The sequence below is a fragment of the Microbacterium luteolum genome (assembly GCF_039533965.1).
Taxonomy (GTDB): Bacteria; Actinomycetota; Actinomycetes; order Actinomycetales; family Microbacteriaceae; genus Microbacterium; species Microbacterium luteolum.
Genome location: NZ_BAAAUN010000001.1, coordinates 3,080,116 through 3,098,483 on the forward strand (window position 1 = coordinate 3,080,116; position 18,368 = coordinate 3,098,483).

Annotated in this window: 20 protein-coding genes; 15 read left to right on the forward strand and 5 right to left on the reverse strand. The window is 70.1% G+C overall.

All coding sequences use genetic code 11. The annotated features are described in order from the left end of the window. Complete coding sequence (locus ABD648_RS14915; RefSeq protein WP_282215739.1) at nucleotides 1-594, reverse strand: HhH-GPD-type base excision DNA repair protein; 594 nt, start codon at nucleotides 592-594, stop codon at nucleotides 1-3. Nucleotides 595-667: 73 nt separating this feature from the next. Here ABD648_RS14915 and ABD648_RS14920 point away from each other — a divergent pair, with 73 nt between their 5' ends. Both ABD648_RS14920 and ABD648_RS14925 read left to right on the forward strand, forming a co-directional pair. After that, nucleotides 668-1,111: an XRE family transcriptional regulator gene (locus ABD648_RS14920; RefSeq protein ID WP_282215740.1), complete on the forward strand. Its 444-nt coding sequence runs from the start codon at nucleotides 668-670 to the stop codon at nucleotides 1,109-1,111. A 20-nt stretch (nucleotides 1,112-1,131) separates the two neighbouring features. Next, complete coding sequence (locus tag ABD648_RS14925) at nucleotides 1,132-1,446, forward strand: HepT-like ribonuclease domain-containing protein (RefSeq protein ID WP_282215741.1); 315 nt, start codon at nucleotides 1,132-1,134, stop codon at nucleotides 1,444-1,446. Between the two features lie 49 nt (nucleotides 1,447-1,495). Here the strand turns inward: ABD648_RS14925 and ABD648_RS14930 are convergent, their stop codons facing one another. Then, nucleotides 1,496-2,815 carry a glutamyl-tRNA reductase gene (locus ABD648_RS14930; RefSeq protein ID WP_282215742.1) on the reverse strand — a complete coding sequence of 440 codons (1,320 nt, stop codon included), beginning with the start codon at nucleotides 2,813-2,815 and terminating at the stop codon, nucleotides 1,496-1,498. A 72-nt stretch (nucleotides 2,816-2,887) separates the two neighbouring features. Here ABD648_RS14930 and hemE point away from each other — a divergent pair, with 72 nt between their 5' ends. Continuing rightward, a complete protein-coding gene (gene hemE, locus ABD648_RS14935) occupies nucleotides 2,888-3,913 on the forward strand; it encodes a uroporphyrinogen decarboxylase (RefSeq protein WP_282215743.1) in 1,026 nt (341 codons plus the stop codon). Here hemE and ABD648_RS14940 read toward each other — a convergent pair. Then, nucleotides 3,871-4,794 (reverse strand): NAD(P)H-binding protein, encoded by a 924-nt coding sequence (locus ABD648_RS14940; protein WP_282215744.1) that lies wholly within the window; start codon nucleotides 4,792-4,794, stop codon nucleotides 3,871-3,873. The genes hemE and ABD648_RS14940 overlap by 43 nt on opposite strands. A gap of 67 nt (nucleotides 4,795-4,861) precedes the next feature. Here ABD648_RS14940 and ABD648_RS14945 point away from each other — a divergent pair, with 67 nt between their 5' ends. From ABD648_RS14945 to ABD648_RS14990, 10 genes are all read left to right on the forward strand, one after another. Continuing rightward, complete coding sequence (locus ABD648_RS14945; protein WP_282215745.1) at nucleotides 4,862-5,194, forward strand: metalloregulator ArsR/SmtB family transcription factor; 333 nt, start codon at nucleotides 4,862-4,864, stop codon at nucleotides 5,192-5,194. A 26-nt stretch (nucleotides 5,195-5,220) separates the two neighbouring features. Further along, a complete protein-coding gene (locus ABD648_RS14950) occupies nucleotides 5,221-6,720 on the forward strand; it encodes a protoporphyrinogen/coproporphyrinogen oxidase (RefSeq protein WP_282215746.1) in 1,500 nt (499 codons plus the stop codon). Between the two features lie 105 nt (nucleotides 6,721-6,825). Further along, complete coding sequence (locus ABD648_RS14955; RefSeq protein ID WP_282215747.1) at nucleotides 6,826-7,233, forward strand: hypothetical protein; 408 nt, start codon at nucleotides 6,826-6,828, stop codon at nucleotides 7,231-7,233. 1 nt (nucleotide 7,234) lies between these two features. After that, on the forward strand, nucleotides 7,235-7,642 hold the full coding sequence (locus tag ABD648_RS14960) for a phage holin family protein (protein ID WP_282215748.1): 408 nt from the start codon (nucleotides 7,235-7,237) through the stop codon (nucleotides 7,640-7,642). Then, the gene (locus tag ABD648_RS14965) at nucleotides 7,629-7,904 is read left to right on the forward strand and encodes a hypothetical protein (protein WP_282215749.1); all 276 of its coding nucleotides are present in this window, start codon (nucleotides 7,629-7,631) and stop codon (nucleotides 7,902-7,904) included. The genes ABD648_RS14960 and ABD648_RS14965 overlap by 14 nt, the downstream gene beginning before the upstream one ends. Before the next feature lie 45 nt (nucleotides 7,905-7,949). Continuing rightward, nucleotides 7,950-8,627 (forward strand): hydrogen peroxide-dependent heme synthase, encoded by a 678-nt coding sequence (gene hemQ / locus ABD648_RS14970; RefSeq protein ID WP_282215750.1) that lies wholly within the window; start codon nucleotides 7,950-7,952, stop codon nucleotides 8,625-8,627. A gap of 8 nt (nucleotides 8,628-8,635) precedes the next feature. Further along, entirely contained in the window at nucleotides 8,636-9,631 is a 996-nt protein-coding gene (gene hemC, locus ABD648_RS14975) for a hydroxymethylbilane synthase (protein ID WP_282215751.1), read from the forward strand. Then, entirely contained in the window at nucleotides 9,628-10,422 is a 795-nt protein-coding gene (locus tag ABD648_RS14980) for a uroporphyrinogen-III synthase (protein ID WP_282215752.1), read from the forward strand. Before hemC ends, ABD648_RS14980 begins: the two co-directional genes overlap by 4 nt. Next, nucleotides 10,419-11,396, forward strand: coding sequence for a porphobilinogen synthase (gene hemB / locus ABD648_RS14985; protein ID WP_282215753.1), 978 nt, complete (start codon nucleotides 10,419-10,421; stop codon nucleotides 11,394-11,396). The genes ABD648_RS14980 and hemB overlap by 4 nt, the downstream gene beginning before the upstream one ends. Before the next feature lie 30 nt (nucleotides 11,397-11,426). Further along, nucleotides 11,427-12,761: a glutamate-1-semialdehyde 2,1-aminomutase gene (locus ABD648_RS14990; RefSeq protein WP_282215754.1), complete on the forward strand. Its 1,335-nt coding sequence runs from the start codon at nucleotides 11,427-11,429 to the stop codon at nucleotides 12,759-12,761. Nucleotides 12,762-12,821: 60 nt separating this feature from the next. On the opposite strand, the gene ABD648_RS14995 is transcribed toward ABD648_RS14990, so the two are convergent. Continuing rightward, a complete protein-coding gene (locus ABD648_RS14995; protein ID WP_282215755.1) occupies nucleotides 12,822-14,258 on the reverse strand; it encodes an HNH endonuclease signature motif containing protein in 1,437 nt (478 codons plus the stop codon). A gap of 134 nt (nucleotides 14,259-14,392) precedes the next feature. On the opposite strand from ABD648_RS14995, the gene ABD648_RS15000 reads away from it, so the two are divergent. After that, entirely contained in the window at nucleotides 14,393-14,842 is a 450-nt protein-coding gene (locus tag ABD648_RS15000; RefSeq protein WP_282215756.1) for a hypothetical protein, read from the forward strand. Between the two features lie 67 nt (nucleotides 14,843-14,909). Here the strand turns inward: ABD648_RS15000 and ABD648_RS15005 are convergent, their stop codons facing one another. Beyond that, the gene (locus tag ABD648_RS15005; protein ID WP_282215757.1) at nucleotides 14,910-17,075 is read right to left on the reverse strand and encodes an ATP-binding cassette domain-containing protein; all 2,166 of its coding nucleotides are present in this window, start codon (nucleotides 17,073-17,075) and stop codon (nucleotides 14,910-14,912) included. A gap of 110 nt (nucleotides 17,076-17,185) precedes the next feature. Here ABD648_RS15005 and ABD648_RS15010 point away from each other — a divergent pair, with 110 nt between their 5' ends. After that, on the forward strand, nucleotides 17,186-18,247 hold the full coding sequence (locus ABD648_RS15010; RefSeq protein ID WP_282215758.1) for an enoyl-CoA hydratase/isomerase family protein: 1,062 nt from the start codon (nucleotides 17,186-17,188) through the stop codon (nucleotides 18,245-18,247). The last annotated feature ends 121 nt before the right edge of the window (nucleotides 18,248-18,368 follow it).

Below are 18,368 nucleotides of genomic sequence, written 5' to 3' on the forward strand. Positions count from 1 at the left end.
TCACGCCTTCGCTTCCTTCGCGGCAGCCTTCATCGCCTTCTTGTGCTCCCGCACCTTCGTCAGCGACTCGGGCGACACGATGTCGGCGACGCTGCGGAACGATCCGTCCTCGCCATAGGCGCCGGCTGCCTCGCGCCAGCCTTCGCCCGTGAAACCGTACTGCTTGCCGAGGAGCGCGAGGAAGATCTTGGCCTTCTGCTCGCCGAATCCGGGAAGCGACTTGAGGCGCTTCAGCACCTCGGCGCCAGACGGCTGGGTCCCTGAGCCCGTCGAAGGGCGGGTCCAGAGCGCGCTGGCATCCCCATCCCAGTCATCGACGAGCGTCTGGCACAGGGTCTGCACGCGCGTCGCCATCGAACCGGGGAAGCGGTGCACCGCGGGAGTCTGCTGGAAGGCCGCGAGGAACTCGTCGGGTGCCATGCCGGCGATCGCGGCGGCATCCGTCGCTCCGGTGCGCTGCTCGATCTTGAGCGGACCGGCGAACGCGGTCTCCATCGGCACCTGCTGATCCAGCAGCATCCCGACCAGCAGAGCCAGCGGGTTGTCGGTCAGCAGCTCGTCGGCGGCGTTGTCTCCGGTGATGTGAAGGGCCATGCAGCAAGTCTGCCAGTGGTGACCGCCCTCTTTCGCCCTTCCCTCGAGTCCGCAGGCGCGATATCATCGTGATATGAGTGAAACGCTGCGTGAGTCACGCGAGCGAGCTGGGCTCAGCCAAGCGCAGCTCGCGCTACGCAGCGGCGTTGCGCAGCCGAACATCGCGGCTTACGAGTCCGGGCGGCGGAATCCGTCTGCGGCGATGGTCGATCGGCTGCGGTCGGCCATGAGCCCCTTGCCTCACGAAGCGCTCGAACGGCATCGTGACGAACTCAAAGAGCTCGCTGCGGAGTACGGATTGAGTAACGTGCGCGTGTTCGGCTCCGCAGGGCAGGGCACGGACACCACGCAGAGCGACCTCGATATCCTTGTCACGCGCGCACCGCACGTGGGATTGCTGACGATCGCCGAGTTCTCCGTCGCCGCCGAACAGCTGCTCGGTGTCGCGGTCGACGTGGTCACAGACGGAGGGCTCCCCGCTGATCATCCGATCCTCCGGTCAGCGGTGGCCGCGTGAGCGATAGGGACGAACGGTCGTTGCGTGAGATCTTGCGGTTGTGCGACAGCGGCACGCGACTCGCCGGTCGAGGCCACGAATGGTACGTCTCGGATGATCTCAACACACCCGGGCTTGCGGCCGAATCGATCATCATCAAGATCGGTGAGAACGTCGCGCGGCTGAGCGATGAAACGATCGTCGCGAACCCGCAGGTGCCCTGGTCGAGCATCAAGCGCATGCGCGATCGGCTCGCGCATCACTACGAGGCGACTGATTACGACGCGGTGTGGGCCACGCTCAACGCCGATCTTCCCCGCGTGCGTGCGGCGATCGCATCGTTGCTCGCCGAGTGACCGATGAGGGACCGCAGGTCTGCGCACCCCCTGGTCCGGAGCGGCACCGTTACGCGATCGAGGACTCGGGCCCCTGCTCGGCGGCCGGTTCGACGGGGTCGATGCCGTAGAGAGCCCCCAGCGCGGCGGCGAACTCGTCTGCGCGACCGGCGGCGGCCAGTTCGTGCGCACGCGTGGTCGGCGTGTGGAGGAGCACTCCGGTGAGGTGGCGGAGCGCCTGCTCGACGCGGCCGTCGTCGTCGCCGCGGGCGCGCGCACGGGCGATCTCGGACTCGAGGAGCGAGAACATGTGTGTGCGCAGTGCGACCACCGACGGGGTCACGCTCTGCCGGGCGCCGACGACGTGGAACGTGTCGGCGGCTTCACGCACGACGCTGCGCGCGGCATCCGTCGCCTGCAGTTCTTCGAGCGGCGCGTGCAGGCGGATGGTCTCAAGGTCGAGCAGGGCGACGCCGTCGAGAGCGCCGACGGCGGGGTCGACGTTGCGCGGCATGCCGAGGTCGACGACCAGCTGGCTGTGGGTTCCTGAGCCCGTCGGCGGGACCGGGCATCCGACGGCGGCGATGCCGACCGGGTGCTGCAGGTGCACCGGCCCGAGCACGGGCTCGGTCGCGGTCGTGCAGGTGATCAGCAGGCTCGAGTGCGCCGCGGCGCGGGCGTACTCGGCGGCGGCGACCGGGCGGATGCCGTGCTTCGCGGCGAACACCTCGGCGCGGCCGGAGGGCGAGTACACCGAGATGTCGACGGCGCCGCGTTCGCGCAGCGTGGCGAGGGTGACGGCGGCGTAGGCCCCGGTTCCGACGAGCAGAACGCGCTCGGCGGACCAGTCGGCGATGCGGCTGTCGGCCAGTTCCAGGGCGAGGCGCACGAGGGAGCGTCCGGCGCGACCGAGTGCCGTGACGTTCTTGACCTTGCGCTGCGCCTGGCTCGCGCGCTGGAACAGGCGCTCGAGCTCGGGGGAGGTGGTGCCGTCCTTGCGTGCGGACTTCAGCGCGCGGCGCACCTGGCCGGCGATCTCGCCCTCGCCGGAGACGACGGATTCGAGCCCTGATGCCACGGAGAAGAGGTGCTCCGCGACCCGACGGCCGGAGTGCACCGCATAGGCGCCCTCGAACTCGGCGGCGCGGACACCGGTCGTCGACTCGACGGCTTCGAGCACGGCTTCGACGCCGATCGCGCCGGCGGCCGTGACCGGCTCATCCATCTCGACGTAGGCCTCGAAACGATTGCAGGTCGCCAGAACGACCGCACCCTGCACGCACGGTGTCATGTCCACGAGAGTGGAGGCGACGTCGTCGGGGGTGCGGCTCAGGCGTTCGAGCAATTCGAAGGAGGCGGTCTTGTGACTCGCCGTCACACACAGCAGCACCCGTCGATTCTACCGGAGCCTGGGGCAGGACGTCTCCGCGGACTCATAACGACCGGATGGGAGGATGGAGTCATGGCCCTCTCCGACGCTCCGCTGCTGCGCGCCCTCGCAGGCGACCGCCCCGCCCACACCCCGGTGTGGTTCATGCGTCAGGCCGGCCGGTCACTGCCCGAGTACCGCGAGCTGCGGGTCGGAACGCGGATGCTGGACGCCTGCCTCACGCCCGACCTGGCGGCCGAGATCACCCTGCAGCCCGTCCGCCGACACGGCGTCGACGCCGCGGTGTTCTTCAGCGACATCGTCATCCCGCTGCGCCTCGCGGGTGTCGAGGTCGAGATCGAGCCCGGACGTGGTCCGGTGTTCGCGAACCCGGTGCGCACGGCATCCGACGTCGACCGGATCACGGCCATCGACCCGGAGTCGCTGGACGGGACGGCCATCGCCGAGGCCGTCCGCCTCGTCACGGCCGAATTGGGAGACACCCCGCTGATCGGCTTCGCCGGGGCACCGTTCACGCTCGCCGCCTACCTCGTCGAGGGCGGGCCGTCGAAGGAGCACCTGCGCGCGCGGGCCATGATGCACGCCGACCCGGAGTCGTGGAACCGCCTCGCCGGCTGGCTCGCCCGGGTGTCGCGCCGCTTCCTGGAGACGCAGCGCGACGCCGGAGCATCCGTGGTGCAGCTCTTCGACAGCTGGGCGGGATCGCTCAGCCCGGCCGACTACCGCGCCTACGTCGCGCCGCACTCGCACGCCGCCCTTCAGGGCATCGGCATCCCGACCATCCACTTCGGCGTCGGCACCGGGCCGTTCCTGGGCGACATGCGCCTCGACGGTGTGGCCGACGGCGTCGGTGTCGACTGGCGGCAGCCGCTCGACGAGGCCGCCGCGATCCTCGGACCGGATGTCACGGTGCAGGGCAACATCGACCCCGCGCTGCTCTCCGCGCCCTGGTCGGTGCTCGAGGCGCACGTGCGCGACGTGCTGGAGCGCGGGCGCGCCGCACGCGCCCACATCCTCAACCTCGGTCACGGTGTTCCGCCCGAGACCGACCCCGATCAGCTCACGCGCATCGTCGAACTGGTCCACGCGGAGCGCTGAATCCGTCGGGCGAGCCGCAGGTCGGACAGCCCGAAGCGCCCCTCGGGCAGTGCCGCGCGGATGCGCTCGTCGCTGAACGGGCGTGAAGGGCGGAGACCGACGGGCACCTCGGGGGCCGGCGGCGCGGCCTCGCTGACGCCCTCGGCCAGCATCCGCGCCTGCGCCTTCGCGACCAGCGGGACGACCATGATCCACTCCGTGAGCTGCGCGAGCACTCGGACGGTCCACACGGGGACGGGGAGGAACGCCGGACGACGCCCGGCGACCCGCGCGATGCGGCGGATGGCCTCGCCGAGAGTCACCTCGTCGACCCCCATCACGGCGACCGTCGGGTCGGGGATGCGCCCCTCGAGAGCCGCGACCAGCACGTCGACAGCGTCGTCGATCGGCACGGGGCGGGCGGTGCGCTCGCGGTAGCCGACCGTCCAGAACAGGGGCAGGGTCCGCACGGCGCGGGTGACGTGATCGACCATGTGGTCGCCGGGGCCGTAGATCATCCCCGACTTCAGGATCGTGTGCGGGATGCCGGAGGCGCGCACGATCTCCTCGGCCTCCCAGTTGGACTCGTGATAGCCGGAGCCGCAGTCGGGGCGTGCCCGCAGGAAGCTGACCATCACGATACGCCGGACGCCCGCGCGACGCGCGGCCTCGACGACGACCCTCGTCCCCTCGACGTGCACCCGCCGGAACGTCTGATCCCCGATCTCGCGGTTGATGCCGGCGCAGTGCGCCACCGCGTCGCACCCTTCGAAGGCGGCGGCGAGGGCGTCGACGTCGGTGATCTCCACTCCGTTGCGGCGAGAGATCACCACCGCGTCGTCGAAGCGCTCGGCCAGGTGCCGCCCGACGAACCCGCTTCCGCCCGTGATCGCAACTCTCATGGTGTCGCTCCTTCGCTTATTAGCTATGCAGCTAAAGAGTATCTAGCGAAGGTGCTATATTGCAAACATGGCAGATAGCGCGTCCGACATCTTCGCAGCGCTGGCCCACCCCACCCGTCGGCAGATCCTGCAGGACCTCAAAGCCGGCGAGCTCGCGGCCGGCGAGATCGCCTCGCGGTTCTCGGCGAGCGGGCCGACCATCTCCCGGCACCTGAGCGTGCTCCGTCAGGCAGGCCTCGTGAGCGAGCGACGCGACGGCAACCGCATCCTCTACTCGCTTGTCGGCGAGCGGCTGGCGCTCTCCGTCGGCGACTTCCTCTCCACGGTGTGCCCCGAGCAGATCGTGCTCCGCGAGGTCCGCAAGCGCGGCCGCGGCACCGCGACGCCCGTCGAGGCCTGATCGGCGCCGATGCGAGAATTGACGGCATGACCGTCGACTCCTCCCGCGACCCCGCCGACCTCGCCGCTCGCGCCGCCGAGAGGCACGTCCTCGTCGTCGGCGGCGGCATCGGCGGTCTCATCGCGGCGCGCGAGTGCGCGAAGGTCGGCATACGGGTCACGCTGCTCGAAGAGGCGGATGCCGTCGGCGGCGCGATCCGCCGGGCCGATCTCGACGGCGTCGCGCTGGATGCCGGTGCCGAGAGCTTCGCGACCAGGGGCGGCCACGTGCGTGCGCTGCTGGAGGAGCTCGGCCTGACCGATCGCATCGTCGCGCCCGAGGCAGGGAGCGCCTGGCTCGCCGGCATCCCGGGCGTGGGCGCCGCGCCGCTCCCGGTCGGCGGCATCCTGGGTGTCCCGGCGAATCCGTTCCAGGACGACGTGCGTCGCGTCATCGGCTGGTCGGGCGCGTGGCGCGCCTATCTCGACCGGGTGCGCCCGCCCCTGACGATCGGGCATCAGCTCAGCCTCGGCAAGCTCGTCGCATCGCGCATGGGCGCCAAGGTCCGCGACCGTCTCGTCGCCCCCGTCACGACCGGCGTCTACTCCGCCTCACCCGACGATGTCGATGTCGACATCGCCGCCCCGGGGCTCAACGCCGCACTCACGCGGGTGGGCTCGCTCTCCGGCGCCGTGCAAGCGCTCCGTGACGGTGCGGGCGGTGCCGCGAAGGCACCGGGCGCCGCGGTCGAGGGACTCGTCGGCGGCATGAGCGTGCTCGTCGATGCGCTGGTGGAGGATCTGGACCGGTTCGGTGCCGAGGTGCGCACCGGCGTGCGCGTGCAGAGTGTCCGGAGGATCGACGCCGGCTGGACGGTCGAGGCAGAGATCGAGCCCGATCCCGACGCCGACGCTGACGAGGAAGCCGAGGAGCCCCTCTCGTTCACCGCGGATGCGGTCATCGTCGCCACCTCGGAGGCCGCGGCACGAGCGCTGCTCACTCCCGGCGTCCCCGCCCTCGCACACGCTGCGCCTTCGTCGTCGCCGGAGATCGAGATCGTGACGCTGCTGCTCGATGCGCCGACTCTCCGTGTCCCGCCGCGCGGCACCGGAGTCCTGACCGTGCCGGGCAGCCACACCGCCAAGGCGCTCACGCACTCCACCGCGAAGTGGGGCTGGCTGCGCGAAGCCGCCGGCGATCGCGAGATCGTGCGCGTCTCGTTCGGCGCGCAGGGCGAGCCCGCCGCGACCGCGGATCTGAGCGACGACGACGCGGCGGAACTCGCGCTGCGCGAGGCATCCGCGCTGCTCGGCGTGCCTCTCGCCCCTGGTTCTCTGCTCGCCGCGCACCGCGCGCGCTACGTCCAGTCGCAGCCCGCCTCGATCATCGGATCGGGCGAGCGTCGGGCCGCCGCGCGAGCCGCCGTGCAGGCCGTTCCCGGTCTCGCGGTCGTCGGCGCCTGGCTCGCCGGCACCGGCCTCGCGCAGGTGATCCCGGACGCGAAGGACGAGGCCGATCGCCTGCGTCGCACCCTGTTGTGGGAGTGAACAACCACCATGTGTCAACCCCTCGGTCGTTTAGATGCCGAATTCGGCATACGGGGTTACGCTGTGTACCTGACCCGCAGGACTCGAACAACGTGAGGAGACCCCATGAAGGGGAAGATCGGACTCGTCGTAGGACTCGGCGTCGGCTACGTCCTCGGCACTCGTGCCGGGCGCGAGCGGTATGAGCAGATCAAGACGCAGTGGCTCAAGCTCTATCACCTGGACCCCGTGCAGGAGCAGGTCGACAAGGTCAAGGGCTTCGTCGGTGACAAGGCTGCGGCCGTTCCCGGCGCGCTGTGGACAGGTGCAGTGAAGGTCGTCAAGTCCGTCAAGAGCAACGGCACTCCCGGGCAGAAGCTCGACGCCGTGATCGCCTCCGGCAAGGAGGCCGCGGAAGAGGTGGCCGATGCCGCCGACGACGCCGTGGACGAAGTGAAGGCGAAGGCGAACACGTCCTCCTCCGCTGCGAAGCCGGCGGCGAAGAAGCCTGCTCCGAAGAAGCCCGGCGCCTGAGATGCCTCGCGGATACCGGGACCGCGCCGATGACAGTCTGCTGACGCTGCTCGGCGATCTGCCCGAACTCGTCACGAATCTCGTCAAAGCCGAGATCGACTCGGCCAAGGCGTGGATCTCGAAGACCGCGAAAGACGCCGGCATCGGTTCCGTCTGGTTCCTCGTCGCGCTCTTCTTCCTCTTCTGGGCCGTGCCGGTCATCCTCGTCTTCGCGATCGCCGGACTCTCGTCGTGGTGGCCGGTCTGGCTGTCGGCTCTGGCGGTCTTCGGCATCCTGATCGTCGCCGTGCTGCTGTTCGCTCTGCTCGGCATCCTGAAGTTCCGCAAGGTCCTCCGACGTCAGAATCCCGCCCAGGCGGTCGCGCAGGACATCCGAATCGTGAAGGAGGCCGGCGATGACGAATTCTGACTCGCTCGTACCGCGCACCGTCGTCCCGGCGGGCATCGTCGATCCGCGGGAATCCGCGCGTGCCGAGCTGAAGGCTGCGCTCGCCGCGATCGAGGTCAAGGGCAACATCCCCCGTCGCATCGAGAAGGCATCGACGCGCGGCATCGCGAAGGCGCGCGTCTTCGCCGACCGCAACCCGATCGGCGCGGCCGCGGCCGTGATCGGCATCGCGGCGGCGGTCGGCGGGCTCGTCTGGGTCATCGCCCGCGTGATCTCGCGCTGAGGCCCCGCGTTCGCGGGACCTCGGCAAAGGGGGCAGACTGGAGACATGTCCGAAGCGCTCGAAGAGAACCCGTCCGGATTCACCCTCTGGGCCGTGTGGCGACGCAATCCCGATGTCCCCGTCACCGAGTCCGACTCGACCGAACTCGAGACGATCGTCTCGTACGTCGAGGACTCCGGCGTCACCGTCCGCGGCTTCTATGACGTCTCGGGGCTGAAGGCCGACGCCGACCTCATGGTGTGGCTGCACGGCGAGACGGCCGAGGAGCTGCAGAAGGCGCTTCGTCGCCTGCGCCGCACGGAGCTGCTGCGCTCGCTGCTCCCGGTCTGGAACGTGATGGGCGTGCACCGCGACGCCGAGTTCAACCGCGCGCACGTGCCGGGGTTCCTTCGCGGCGTCGAGCCGAAGGACTGGCTCTGCCTCTACCCGTTCGTGCGCACCCCCGAGTGGTATCTCGCCCCCGAGGAGGAGCGTCGCAAGATGCTCGCCGACCACGGACGCAAGGGCGCCGCATTCACGGGCGTCATCGCGAACACGGTCGCCGCATTCGCTCTGGGCGACTACGAGTGGCTGCTGCCGCTCGAGGCTGACGACGTCACCGAGCTCGTCGACCTCATGCGCGATCTCCGTTACACCGACGCGCGTCTCTACGTGAAGGAGGAGGTGCCCTTCTACACCGGGCGCCGTCTGCGCTTCGACGAGATCGCGGACGTGCTGCAGTAGGCCGCCCGATGAGCACCCCGATCCGCCTGGGTACCCGGCGCAGCGCGCTCGCGCAGGCGCAGTCCGGTCACGTCGCCGCCGCCCTCGAGAAGGTGTCGGGGCGCCCGGTCGAGCTCGTCCCGATCACCAGCGAAGGCGACACGAACCGTGCGTCGCTCTCCGAGATCGGCGGCCAGGGCATCTTCGCCACGCGACTGCGCGAGGCGCTGTTCGCGGGGGAGTGCGACTTCCTCGTGCACTCGCTCAAGGATCTGCCGACCGCCATTCCCGACGGTCTGATGATCGCGGCGACGCCGAAGCGCGAGGATGCGCGCGATGTGGTGCTGACCCGCCTCGGCATCCCGCTGCACGAACTGCGTTCGGGCAGCACAGTCGGCACCGGCTCGCCTCGACGGATCGCTCAGGTGCACCGACGGGCGCCGTACGCCGAGGTCGTCGACATCCGGGGCAACGTCGACTCCCGCCTCGCGCGGGTCGCGTCCGGCGAGCTGGACGCCGTGATCCTCGCCGCCGCGGGACTCTCCCGGCTCGGGACGGACTCGCGCCTCCGCCGGGAGGAGCTCGGCCTCGCCGAGTGGCCGACGGCACCGGGCCAGGGATCCCTGGCGGTCGAGACGCGGACGGATGCTCCGGACGAGCTGCTCGCCGCCCTCGCTGCCCTGGACGACGAGGAGACCCGACTCGCCATCACGGTGGAGCGCGCGGTGCTCGAGGGGCTGGATGCCGGATGCCAGGCTCCGATGGCGGCTCACGCGGTGGTCGAAGGGGCCGCGATCCGCGTCAGGACGGTGGTCTACGCGCCCGATGGAGGGCGGCGGATCGGCCTCGACGTCACCGAAGCCCTGAACGGGGAGTATATTCGTCGGAACGGCAGTGGCAATGGAGCGGATGCTGCCGATGGTGCAGACCCGATGCGCGCAGCGCGCGAGCTGGGGTTCACTGTTGCCCGTCGGCTGCTCGATCAAGGGGCGGCTGGACTCGTCTCCCGAGAGCAATCTTCATGACATCCGATACCAAGCAGGACCTACCGCTGTACGGCTGGCGCATCCTCGTGCCCCGTGGCGGGCCGTGGGGCGACGGCGTCGCCGCGAGCCTGCGCGCCCAGGGTGCGGTGCCGGTCGTCGCACCCCTCATCAACTTCGCCCCGACCAACGACCAGGCGGGGCTCGACGTCGCACTGGAGCAGCTCGCGGCCGGTGCGTTCGACTGGCTGACGGTCACGAGCGCCACGACCGTCGACGTGCTGTTCGCGCATCGCGCGGTCGTTCCTCCGACGACGCGGATCGCGGCGGTCGGCGAGACCACCGCGGCGGCCCTGCAGGCTGTCGGGTACGAGGTCGCGCTGGTGCCGACGCAGGACAACTCCGCCGAGGGGATGGCCGAGCAGCTGATCGCCCTGGAGACGGAGCCTCGCCGCATCCTCGCGCTGCGCAGCGAGATCGCGAAGCCCGTGCTCAGCGTGCAGCTGTCGAACGCGGGGCACGATGTCTCGAGCGTCGTCGCGTACCGCACGGTCGGCGTCCCGGTCACGGAGCGGATCCGCCGGGATGTCGAGAACGGCAGGATCAACGCGATCCTCGTGACGAGCGGCTCGGTCGCCGAGCAGGTGCGCGAGCAGTTCCCGGAGATCCCCGACGAGACGCTGCTCGCCGCGATCGGCCCGCGCACGGCGCGCGACGCCCTCAAGGCGGGCCTGCCGGTGTCGGTCGTCGCCGACCGACAAACCGTCGACGCGCTCATCGATGCGGTGTCGCACTTCACTCTTCCGCACGCGGCTGACGAGTTCGCGCCGTGAGCTTCCCCGAGGTCCGCCTGAGGCGGCTGCGCCAGTCGCGCGCCGTCCGCGATCTGGTCCGCGAGACGTCGCTGGAGCCGCGGCAGCTCGTGCTGCCCCTGTTCGTGCGCGAGGGTCTCACGGAGCCCGTGGCGATCGGATCGATGCCGGGTGTGGCCCAGCATTCGATCGACTCTCTCCGTGCCGCTGCTGTCGAAGCCGCGGAGACGGGTGTCGGGGGCGTGATGCTGTTCGGTGTCCCCGCCGTGCGAGATGCCCGCGGATCCGGAGCCGACGACCCGCAGGGCATCCTGAACGTCGCGACGGAGGCTCTGGCTGCCGAGGTCGGCGACGCCCTCGTCGTGCAGACGGATCTGTGTCTCGACGAGTTCACCGATCACGGGCACTGCGGTGTCCTGGACGCCGAGGGCGCGGTCGACAACGACGCGACGCTCGAGCGCTACGCGTCGATGGCGCTCGCGCAGGCGAGGGCGGGGTCGCAGCTGCTCGGTCTCTCCGGCATGATGGACGGCCAGGTCGCCGTGATCCGCGCGGCGCTGGACGCCGAGGGTTTCACCGACACGCTGCTGCTGGCCTACGCGGCGAAGTACGCGAGCGCGTTCTACGGACCGTTCCGCGAGGCGGTGGACTCGCAGCTGAAGGGCGACCGCCGCACGTACCAGCTGGATCCCGGCAACCGTCGCGAGGGCGTGCGCGAGGCCGTCGTCGACGAGGCCGAGGGTGCGGACATCGTCATGGTCAAGCCCGCGATGGCCTTCCTCGACGTGCTGCGCGAGGTGCGCGACACCGTCAATATTCCGGTGTGGGCATACCAGGTGTCCGGCGAGTACGCCATGATCGAGGCCGCATCCGCGAACGGCTGGATCGACCGTCGTGCTGCCGTGCTGGAGTCCCTGCTCTCCATCCGCCGTGCGGGTGCCGACACTGTTCTGACCTACTGGGCGACGGAAGCCGCCCGCTGGCTGCGCGCCTGAGCATCCGGCGCATTCTCTCGAAGGGCCCTGATGACCGACCGCAATGACGACCTGTTCTCCGCTGCCCGCGCGGTGATCCCCGGCGGGGTCAACTCGCCGGTGCGCGCGTACGGCTCGGTCGGCGGCACGCCGCGCTTCCTCGCGTCGGCCTCGGGTGCACGGGTCACGGATGCCGCGGGTCGCGCGTATGTCGACCTCGTCGCCTCGTGGGGTCCGGCGCTGCTCGGGCACGCGCACCCGGAGGTCGTCGCCGCCGTGCAAGAGGCCGCCACCCGCGGGTTGTCGTTCGGCGCTCCGACCGAGGGTGAGGTCGAGCTGGCCGCGCTGATCGCCGACCGGGTGCGCTTCGGCGACGTCCGCCCGGTCGAGCGCGTGCGTCTGGTGTCGACGGGCACCGAAGCGACCATGACGGCGATCCGGTTGGCCCGTGGTGCCACGGGTCGCGATCTGCTCGTGAAGTTCGCCGGCAACTACCACGGGCACTCCGACGGCCTGCTCGCCGAGGCGGGCTCGGGCGTCGCGACGCTCGCGCTCCCCGGTTCGGCCGGCGTTCCGGCTCCGATCGCCGCCCAGACGCTGGTGATCGGATACAACGATCCGGAGGCACTGGCGGCCGTGTTCGCCGAGCACGGCCCGCGCATCGCGGCCGTCATCGTCGAGGCCGCCGCGGCGAACATGGGTGTCGTCGCCCCGCTCCCCGGGTTCAACCGCCTCATCGCCGAGACCGCGCACGCTCACGGGGCGCTGATGATCCTCGACGAGGTGCTCACCGGATTCCGCGTGCACTCGGCGGGATACTGGGGCCTGCAGGCCGCGGCAGGCGAGGAGTACCTGCCGGACATCATCACGTTCGGCAAGGTCGTCGGCGGAGGGATGCCGCTGGCCGCGCTCGGTGGCCGCGCCGAGGTCATGGATCTTCTCGCCCCTCTCGGGCCGGTCTACCAGGCGGGCACGCTCTCGGGCAATCCGCTGTCGGTCGCGGCGGGCCTGGCCACGCTGCGCCTCGCGACGCCGGAGGTGTACGCGACGGTGGACGCGGCATCCGCTCGTCTGGTGGCGGCTCTCGACGCCGCCCTCTCGGATGCCGGAGTCACCCACGCCGTCGCCACGGTTGGAAACCTGTTCAACGCGTCTTTCCGCGCCACCGCGCCGCGCGACTACGCCGAGGCGCAGGCTCAGGAGTCGTTCCGGTATGCGCCGTTCTTCCACTCCATGCGCGAGCAGGGCGTGGCACTGCCGCCGAGCGTCTTCGAGGCCTGGTTCCTCACGGCCGCGCACAGCGACGAGGAGCTCGGATTCATCGAGGCCGCACTGCCGGCTGCGGCTGCCGCCGCGGCATCCGCATCCGCATCCGCTCGGGCCTAGTCGGGGTCGCCAGCAAGCCGACAGGAGCTGGCCGATAGGAGCTGGTCGGGGATTCGCCGCTCAGACGAACATGACGCGTCGCGGTGCCATATCGCTGTATCTGCGCCCGAGCGGACTCGTCCACTCGATGTCTCCGCCGGGAAGCTGTCGCGCGGCCCACCGATAGCGATCGTCGATGTCGGGATGCTTGAGCGTGTGGTGCCCCAGGCACAAGTGGGAGAGGTTGTCGTTCGACGTCGGCCCGCCTCTGGCGTGGTCGTGATTGTGATCGATCTGGCAGCGCTGCGCCGGCATACGACAGCCGGGGAACCGGCAGTGCTGGTCTCGCGCCCGCAGATGTCGACGCATCGCCTCGGTCGGCGAGTACGCGTCGGTCGCCGTCACCACGCCGGTGTGGTTGAGGAACAGGCGGGACCATCCACCCGCGCGTGCCGCGAGGTCTCGGGCGATGTCGGGGTGCAGCGGACCGAATCCGTCGAACTCCGCCGGCCGTTCGTCGGCCCCGGCGAGGGTTGCGGCCCCGATGGTGACCTGGATCTGCGCCTGGATGCCGTCGAGACCGGTTCCGGTCGCGGAGGAGGGGTCGCTCGCGAGCAGCAGATCCGTGAGCAGGTCGGCGCGCACCTGGTCCAGCGTGCGGTCGTCGGCGGGCACATGTTCGATGCACGGGTCGGTTGTGAACGTGTCGCCACCGAAGATGGCGTGCGGGTCGTGGTCGATGTGGTGGTCGTCGAGCACGGGATCGTCCCGGTGCGGATCGTCGGCGGCGAGATCGCGCAGGAACACGGCGTCTTCTCCGGAGTCGAGCGTGTCAGAGGAGAGGACGGGATCCTGATCGTCGCGGGTGGCGATCACCTGCCGAGCGAGTCGCGTCAGCCGATCGAGGATCGCTGCCGCGAGATGCTCGGGGAGAACCACCTGGAGGAGCGCGAGGCCGTCGTCGATCGAGCGGACGGTGACCGTGCGCTCGCCCTGCGCTCGCCGGTGACGCTCGACCAGGGTCTCTCCGGCCAGCGATGCAGCGATCTGCCGCACCATCGCCCGCGTGCGTCCGGGAGAGTCGTGCTCGGCGACCTCGAGGGCCGCGGCGTCGTAGAGGCCGAGCGTCTCGGCATCCACCCGACCCTCTCGCACGGCCAGTCGCACGATCATTCCCGCACGGACGATCTCGCGAACGTGGGCTGCCGCGATGTCTCCGCGCCGGAACGATTTCTGCACCGCCGGATGCTCGGACTCGAGCAGGCAGGCGTCGGCGAACGCGTACTCGACGCTGCCCCGGGCCAGGCGCCCCGCGGCGGAGTACTCCGCGATCATCGACCGATGGATCGCGTCGCGATGATGCGGATGGTCGTTCACGTCGTCGTCGAGGAGGCGCATCCGTTCGGCGAGAAGCGCTGCCGCCTCGGCCTCGCTCGCGGCGATCTGTCGTCGCTTCTCCACCCAGGCGTCGAGCAGCCGCTGACGCTGCTCGACGTCGCTTGCCGGAGAGGAGTTCATGCCTCTAGTATAGAACATATGTTCGAATGTGCAAGAGGTCATTTCGGTCAACTGGTCCGATCCCACAATGGATCGTTGCGTTCCTGTGAGCAACTTCCAGACAACTGGGAGGGCCGCGCTGGCAGACTGGGTTCATGGTGACGTTGCTGCTGGACCAGACGCAACTGGAGGTCGTGCTCTCGCCGATCGAGCGTGCCGCCACCTTCCACCGCAGCAACCTGCAGGTCGTGCGTGAGACCATCACCAAGGTGCAGCTGACGGAAGATGCCTGGACCTGGCTGCGCGGGGTGCCGAACCCCGGAACCCACATCCCTGGCGTGCTCGCGGCCGGCAGTTGGAAGGCGGCGGGAAGCCTCGACTTCGTGCTCATCCGTCGCCGCCGACCCGGTGTCGTGATCGACCTCGAGGGTGACGAGCAGTACCGCCGGCTGATCCTGAGCACACGTCACGGCCTCGCACTCACGCAGGCGCTCCGTCTCGACGTCTCCACCGAGCCCGCGGACGTCGAGGAGATCGTCGCGACCGCGCCGACCCCCGTCTCGAAGGGGAGCCGCCGGCCGGTCATCCGTCCGCGTCCCGCCTGATCCACCCGATCATCGAGAAAGCCCTCCGCACCTTTCGGCGCGGAGGGCTTTCTCGTCAGCGGACGACTCAGCCGTGGTGATGCTCGTCGCCGTGGTGCTCGTGGTTCTCGTGGTGCTCCGCGTGCTCGTCGGGGTTCTCCGCGTGCTCGTCGTGGTTCTCCGCGTGCTCGTCGTGGTTCTCGTCCTGCTCAGCAGCCTCGGCTTCGCCCTCGGCGGCCTCGGATTCGCCCTCGGGGGCGGTCTCGCCCGCGACCGGGACGCTGTCGATCACTCCGGTGGACGCGACCGTCCAGTGCGTTCCCTCGTCGGAGGACTCGTCCTGCGGGTAGTCCTTCGGCTCGTCCTCGTAGTACGCACGAGCGGCGGCCGCGAGCATGGAGCTGACGGCGGCCGACCGGGGGTCCTCGTCGCCGTCAGCGACGGAACCCTCGGCGTCGGCCGTGCCGGACTGCGCCTCGTCGTGCTCAGGCTCCGAGTGCTCCGCCTCGGTGTTCTCCGCCTCGGTGTTCTCGTTCTCGGTGGCGGCGTCGGTGCCCGGCTCTGCGTCGTGCGCCGGGTCGGCGTTCTCGTCGTCCGACGCGGCCTCGTTCTCCGCGTCCGTCGCGTCGGAAGTGCTGTCGGTCGTCTCATCAGTGCCGCCGAGCTCTGTGAAGAACTCGACGCCGGCGTGAGCGTCGTCGGTCGGCTGGTCCGTGTCGGCCTGCGCGGCGTCGTCGGATTCCGTGGTCTCGGATGCGACCGGAGCCGACGTGCCGAACAGGATCTCGTCGAACGAGCGCGTCGGCGCGGCATCCTCGGCTGCGTCGTCCTGAGGCGCGTCGTCCTGAGGCGCGTCGTCCTGAGGTGCTTCGTCGGGCGACGTGCCGTCAGCATCGTGCTGGTCGACCGTCTCGGATTCCGGAGCCTCGTCGCCGTCCCCGTCAACGGAGCTCTCCTCGATCGAGCCTTCTTCGATCGGGTTGTTTTCGACGGCGCTGTCTTCGACGGCGCTGTCTTCGACAGCATCAACGGTGCTGTCATCAACAGCGGTGTCGTCAACGGGGCTGTCGTCAACGGGGCTGTCGTCAACAGCGATGTCTCCAACGGCGCTGTCCTCGACGGCACTGTCCGCGACCGTGATGTCCTCGACGGCGACGTCCTCGATCGCGCGCTCCGCGGCCGAAACCTCAGCAGCCTCTACCTCGGCCACCGCCGTCTCGGGTGCATCGTCGAGAGCAGCGGCACCCACGACACCGACGACTCCCGCGGCGACGGCTCCCGCCGCGAAACCTGCAGCGGGTGCGTCAGCGCTCTCCGCCGTGACGGGCTGCGACGCAGCACCCGCGGCACGCAGTGTGGGCCGACCGCCGCGGACGTGCGCGATGAACACGTCCTCCAGAGTGGGACCGCGCTGGACGAGCGTGCTCAATGCGATTCCGGCGGCAGCCGCGACGGCGCCGACGGTTCCGGCGTCTCCGCCGCGCACGTTGAGTCCGGAGCGCAGCACCTCGACGTCGAATCCTGCGGTCGACAGAGCGGCCGTGAGCGCGGCGCGGTCCACGGCATCCACGACCACCGAGCCGCCCTTCGGGTCGGCGAGCGTCTCGATGCCGCTGGCGAGCACCAGCTGCCCCTTCGACAGGACGAGGACGTTGTCGGCGATCTGCTCGACCTCGCTGAGGAGGTGCGAGGACACGAGGACCGTACGGCCCTCGTCGGCCAGGCGTCGCATCAGCAGGCGCATCCAGCGGATGCCCTCGGGGTCGAGTCCGTTCGCCGGCTCGTCGAACACGAGGGCTCCGGGGTCTCCGAGGAGGGCGTTCGCGATGCTCAGCCGCTGGCGCATGCCGAGCGAGAATCCGCCGATGCGCGAATCGCCCTCGCCCTCGAGGCCCACCATCGCGAGCACCTCGCCGACGCGCGCGAGCGGAATGCCGTTCGCCTTCGCGGCGATGGTCAGCTGCCGGTTCGCGGTCCGGCGCGGACGGTAGACCGTCTCCTCGAGCACGGAGCCGATGATGCGCAGCGGCTGGCGCAGCTCTGCGTAGGCGGTCCCGCCGATGGTGGCGGTACCGGAAGTGGCTCGGATCTGACCGAGCAGGATGCGAAGAGTGGTGGTCTTGCCCGCCCCGTTCGGACCGAGGAAGGCGGTGACGGCGCCGGGCTCGACTCGTGCCGAGAAATCGGAGACAGCGGTCACCTCATTGAAGCGCTTCGTCACATTCGTGAACTCGAGCACCTGTCCGTCGGGCATCCGCGACCTCTCGTTGCAATGAACAGTTCCCCCTATCCTGCCGGAAAAGCGCCCGGATCGCGTATTTCGTGCGGATTGGGACCCCGCGCCGACGGAGTAGCCTGGCACGCGTGACCGACACCATCACTGCGCCCCGCGTCCTCATGAGCAAGGAAGGAGCGCTCGGCCGGCTCACCCTCAACCGCCCCGAGGCGATCAACGCGCTCGACCTCGGCATGATCGAGCTGCTCACGCAGGCCCTCACCGCCTGGATCGACGACACCGACGTGCAGATCGTCCTGATCGACGGAGCGGGGGAGCGCGGGATGTGCGCGGGCGGGGACGTGCGCGCCCTGCACGGTCAGATCGTCTCCGGCCAGGCCGAGCGGACCGCCGAGTTCTTCCGCGCCGAGTATGCGCTGAACGCGCTGATCGCCGAATACCCCAAGCCCGTCGTCGCGATCGCGGACGGCATCACCATGGGCGGGGGCATCGGCCTGGCCGGTCACGCCGCGATCCGCATCGTCACCGAGCGCTCGAAGCTGGCGATGCCCGAGACGCGCATCGGATTCACCCCCGATGTCGGCGGCACCTGGCTGCTCGGGCGTGCGCCCGGCCGCTTAGGCGAGTACTTCGCCCTCACCGGTTCGACGATGGACGGGGCGGATGCCGTGCTCCTCGGATTCGCCGACCACTTCGTCCCCTCGGAGAGACTCGACGCCCTGCGCGAGGCGCTCGCCTACCGCGCCGACCCCACGGGGCCCAGCGAGATCGTGCTGCTGTTCGACGAGACGCCGGACCCGTCGCAGCTCCCCGCATCGCGCACATGGATCGACGAGGCGTTCTCCGCGCCGACGGTCGTCGAGATCGTCGAGCGCCTGCGGAGACAGGGAACGACGGATGCCGCCGCCACGGCCGACCTCCTGGAAGAGCTCGCACCGACCGCGCTCGTCGTCACGCTCGACGCCGTGCGCGAAGCGCGGGGCTTCCCGAACCTGCGTGCGGCGCTGGAAGGCGAGTACCGCCGCGTGCTGTGGTTCGTGAACGAGCATCCGGATCTCGTCGAGGGCATCCGCGCGCAGCTCGTGGACAAGGACCGCGATCCGAAGTGGCAGCCGCCGACGCTGGCCGAGCTGGAACCGGATGCCGGCGCCGGCGCGCGCGACTACGCGCCGGAGCATCCGCTCTTCTGAGTCTCCATCCTCGCGAGGAGACCGTCTCCATCCGCGCGAATACAACTCGAGCGTTGTTCGCCCGTGTTCAGAAATCGCGACCCCGCTCGGAGGCGGTTCGCTGTCAGCGAAGGTCCTCCCA

Excerpts from the sequence above, each read along its gene's own strand:
- ABD648_RS14915 (WP_282215739.1), bottom strand. The coding sequence starts at position 594 with ATGGCCCTTCACATCACCGGAGACAACGCCGCCGACGAGCTGCTGACC.
- ABD648_RS14920 (WP_282215740.1), top strand. The coding sequence starts at position 668 with ATGAGTGAAACGCTGCGTGAGTCACGCGAGCGAGCTGGGCTCAGCCAA.
- hemE (WP_282215743.1), top strand. The coding sequence starts at position 2,888 with ATGGCCCTCTCCGACGCTCCGCTGCTGCGCGCCCTCGCAGGCGACCGC.
- ABD648_RS14940 (WP_282215744.1), bottom strand. The coding sequence starts at position 4,794 with ATGAGAGTTGCGATCACGGGCGGAAGCGGGTTCGTCGGGCGGCACCTG.
- ABD648_RS14945 (WP_282215745.1), top strand. The coding sequence starts at position 4,862 with ATGGCAGATAGCGCGTCCGACATCTTCGCAGCGCTGGCCCACCCCACC.
- ABD648_RS14950 (WP_282215746.1), top strand. The coding sequence starts at position 5,221 with ATGACCGTCGACTCCTCCCGCGACCCCGCCGACCTCGCCGCTCGCGCC.
- ABD648_RS14955 (WP_282215747.1), top strand. The coding sequence starts at position 6,826 with ATGAAGGGGAAGATCGGACTCGTCGTAGGACTCGGCGTCGGCTACGTC.
- ABD648_RS14960 (WP_282215748.1), top strand. The coding sequence starts at position 7,235 with ATGCCTCGCGGATACCGGGACCGCGCCGATGACAGTCTGCTGACGCTG.
- ABD648_RS14965 (WP_282215749.1), top strand. The coding sequence starts at position 7,629 with ATGACGAATTCTGACTCGCTCGTACCGCGCACCGTCGTCCCGGCGGGC.
- hemQ (WP_282215750.1), top strand. The coding sequence starts at position 7,950 with ATGTCCGAAGCGCTCGAAGAGAACCCGTCCGGATTCACCCTCTGGGCC.
- hemC (WP_282215751.1), top strand. The coding sequence starts at position 8,636 with ATGAGCACCCCGATCCGCCTGGGTACCCGGCGCAGCGCGCTCGCGCAG.
- ABD648_RS14980 (WP_282215752.1), top strand. The coding sequence starts at position 9,628 with ATGACATCCGATACCAAGCAGGACCTACCGCTGTACGGCTGGCGCATC.
- ABD648_RS14990 (WP_282215754.1), top strand. The coding sequence starts at position 11,427 with ATGACCGACCGCAATGACGACCTGTTCTCCGCTGCCCGCGCGGTGATC.
- ABD648_RS14995 (WP_282215755.1), bottom strand. The coding sequence starts at position 14,258 with ATGAACTCCTCTCCGGCAAGCGACGTCGAGCAGCGTCAGCGGCTGCTC.
- ABD648_RS15000 (WP_282215756.1), top strand. The coding sequence starts at position 14,393 with ATGGTGACGTTGCTGCTGGACCAGACGCAACTGGAGGTCGTGCTCTCG.
- ABD648_RS15005 (WP_282215757.1), bottom strand. The coding sequence starts at position 17,075 with ATGCCCGACGGACAGGTGCTCGAGTTCACGAATGTGACGAAGCGCTTC.